The organism is Limosilactobacillus sp. DJ3M12 (assembly GCF_947381695.1).
GTDB lineage: Bacteria > Bacillota > Bacilli > Lactobacillales > Lactobacillaceae > Limosilactobacillus > Limosilactobacillus kinnaridis.
In genome coordinates this window covers 1-2,830 of record NZ_CANCWY010000047.1, presented here as the reverse complement: position 1 = coordinate 2,830, position 2,830 = coordinate 1, and the positions used below count along the sequence as shown (strand labels likewise).

The 2,830-nt window shown below is 39.8% G+C and carries 3 protein-coding genes and 1 pseudogene; 2 read left to right on the top strand and 2 right to left on the bottom strand.

The genetic code is table 11. The features are described 5' to 3' along the window. Nucleotides 1–180: 180 nt before the first annotated feature. Entirely contained in the window at nucleotides 181–423 is a 243-nt protein-coding gene (locus tag QOS06_RS10465; protein WP_283596031.1) for a cytochrome b5 domain-containing protein, read from the bottom strand. A 91-nt stretch (nucleotides 424–514) separates the two neighbouring features. Next, nucleotides 515–985 carry a transposase gene (locus tag QOS06_RS10460; RefSeq protein ID WP_152703148.1) on the bottom strand — a complete coding sequence of 157 codons (471 nt, stop codon included), beginning with the start codon at nucleotides 983–985 and terminating at the stop codon, nucleotides 515–517. A gap of 129 nt (nucleotides 986–1,114) precedes the next feature. Here QOS06_RS10460 and QOS06_RS10455 point away from each other — a divergent pair. Then, a pseudogene (locus tag QOS06_RS10455) lies at nucleotides 1,115–1,820 on the top strand (helix-turn-helix domain-containing protein). A 29-nt stretch (nucleotides 1,821–1,849) separates the two neighbouring features. Beyond that, on the top strand, nucleotides 1,850–2,677 hold the full coding sequence (locus tag QOS06_RS10450; protein ID WP_283596032.1) for an IS3 family transposase: 828 nt from the start codon (nucleotides 1,850–1,852) through the stop codon (nucleotides 2,675–2,677). The last annotated feature ends 153 nt before the right edge of the window (nucleotides 2,678–2,830 follow it).

Sequence of the window (2,830 nt, the reverse complement as noted above, 5' to 3'; positions counted from 1 at the left end):
GATTGTCAGCTCGTTTGTGGTAAGATGGGTGTAAGTCATTTGTGGTTTCCTTTCTTTTGTTTAGGGGTATTCAAAAGAAAGGAAACCACAAATGGCTTTTCTATTTTTCTAACTTAATTTTACAAACGGCGTTATATAAAAAACAGCTGTGGATTTTCCCTCCGCAGCTGTTTTGGTGTTCTATTCAGCAAGTCTACCGATGACTGGCAGATCTTTTAATACCCGTTTACCATGGGGTGACTTTTCAAGCAAAACGTCGGTCAAGTCCTGGCCGGCCAAGTTTCCATGGTGGCGGCCACCCTGCCAGGCCGGTTTAGCAGAGACGTCATAGATTACACCTTCAACTGCTACGTAGGCCGGTTGACCAGCTTGGCCATTGTACTTTGCTAGTTCATCCCTCGTCATTACCTTATCAGCCATCATGATGACCTCCTTTAACTTTGGTAATTAAACCATACCATGAACCCTGGCTCTTTGTCAATCGGTAAGGATGAAGAGAATTTTGAGAACTAGACTAAGCTACTTTGGCTTTTGGTCTAGTTCTCTTTTTTGATAATTCACGAATCATGAGATTAGAAGTCTTCAACGAAATAAGAATCCTAATCCGAAAATGGAAGAAGTTGCGATAGCCATATGCGGTTCGTTTGATTATCTTGATTTTATTATTAGTGCCTTCGATCGGCCCGTTGGTTAGTCGGATGTAAAAGCTGGCAATGATCTCCTGGCGGTGCTTGGCAAGGGTTCGCTTAACTCGTCGCATCGCACTTGGTAAATTATTCCGCTTGATTAACTGATCTAACAAGGCCTGACTGCGGTTACTAATCGTGGCTATTAAGTCTTGATAGTATTCGTAGGCAGCCCTTAGATCTGGAGAGAAATCGAGTAGCCGTTCGACGACTTCTTGATTGGATAACCAGTGATATTGGAAGTTACGCCGAGAATAACAGTGTAGGTAATTAAGTAAGGGTCCTTGATTCCGGTCCAAAAGTTAATATCATTAGTCATGAGGAATATATCCTTTCTAAGACAACCGAGGTAGTTATGGGGGGCTATAATACCCTCTGAGTATACAGATGAAATAGAAAATTTATCTTATACTCGGAGGGCTTTTTCTATGGGAAGAAAATCTAAATACTCGGCAGAGAAAAAATTTTTAATTCTCAATGAAGTTTTACGAAATGGAATCCATAAGGTAATAATTAAATACAAGATTAGCCAAAAAACTATCAGGCGGTGGAGTCTTCTATACAAGTATCAGGGAATGCCAGGACTTCAAGCAAGTCATCATAATCAAAGCTACTCTAAAGAATTTAAAAACTCATTGGTTGAACAATATCAACAAACAGATGAGGCATTAGATTTATTTGCGATAAAACACGGTTTGCGATTTCAAAGGCAACTAGAGCAATAGATTATCCGGTATAATGAATCTAACTTAAAGGCCTATACGCCAAGAAAGCGAGATTCAAAAATGAGTGGACGAAAGACTGACTTTGAAGAACGACTTACTATCATTGAAGAGTTGATTAAGCATAATGTGAACTACAATTGGGCAGTTGAAAAGTACCATATTAGTTACCAACAAGTTTATGGCTGGTATCAAAAGTATCGCAAAAGCGGTAATGAACCAGAATCACTTCGTGATCGCCGAGGCAAAGCTAAGCCAGAAGAGAAGTGGACGGAAGTTGACCGACTCAAGGCAGAAAATCGCTTATTAAGGGCTCAGCTAGAAAAGCAAAAGATAGAGATTGCGTTCGCAAAAAAAATTAACAGAAATACGCAATCGGGAGGTGAAAAAGGACTCCGGTACCAAGCGATAAAAGAACTAAATTAGGAAAATGGATGGTCAATTAGCCAGTTGTGTAAAATAGCTGATTCTTCGCGAGATGGTTATTACAAATGGCTCAATCGAAAGCCAAGTCGATATTATAATGAGCAAGCAGAGTTACTTGAAGCGATTGTAGAGTTAGAAGAAGAACATAATTGGACGCTGGGATATTTAGCGATGACTACACAGTTAAGCTTTGAAAACCGTTTAAGCTTTACCGCTGGATTAAAACGAATAACTAACTGCATGCGTAAGCATGGAATTAGAGCAAATATTAGGAAGAAGAAGCGCAATCGAATTCAACGCCATGAAGAATACATCAATGACAACTTATTGCAGGGACAATTCGACCGTGAAGCTAAAAATGAAGTGTGGGTTACCGACACAACGGAAGTTGCCTACGGCGAACACACACTTCATAAAGTACGAGTACACGTTATTTTAGATTTATATGGTCGTTACGCTTTAAGCTACAATATTTCAGACACAGAAACTTCATCAGCAGTAATTGAAACCTTTAATCGTGCTTTTACGGTTGAACCTGATGCGCAATCAATGATCCATACTGACCGCGGGTCAGCTTACTGCTCAAGTATGTTTAACGACTACTTAGCCTCTAAAAATTGTATTCATAGTATGTCACACCTCGGTCATCTTTGGGAAAACTTCCCCATAGAGCGTTGGTGGAATGACTTCAAGCTAATCTGGATTAACAAACATAATCGTCCTAAGACGCTAGCAGAGCTAGAACAGCTCGTCAAAGGAGCCATTGAATACTTTAATACCAAACGCGCTTACACAAGCAAAAACGGCTTGATCGCGGAAAAATTCCGCAATCAAGCCGCCTAAAATTTTTATCTATTTGATCTGTATACTTGACGGGACATAGTGCCGGGATAACATAGAACGGTTGTCTTTTTTTGTTTCCCGAAATGTCAATTTAAGTTAGAAAGAAAATAGTTGCTCATCAGTGACGTAAGACATGAATACTTCATATGGAGT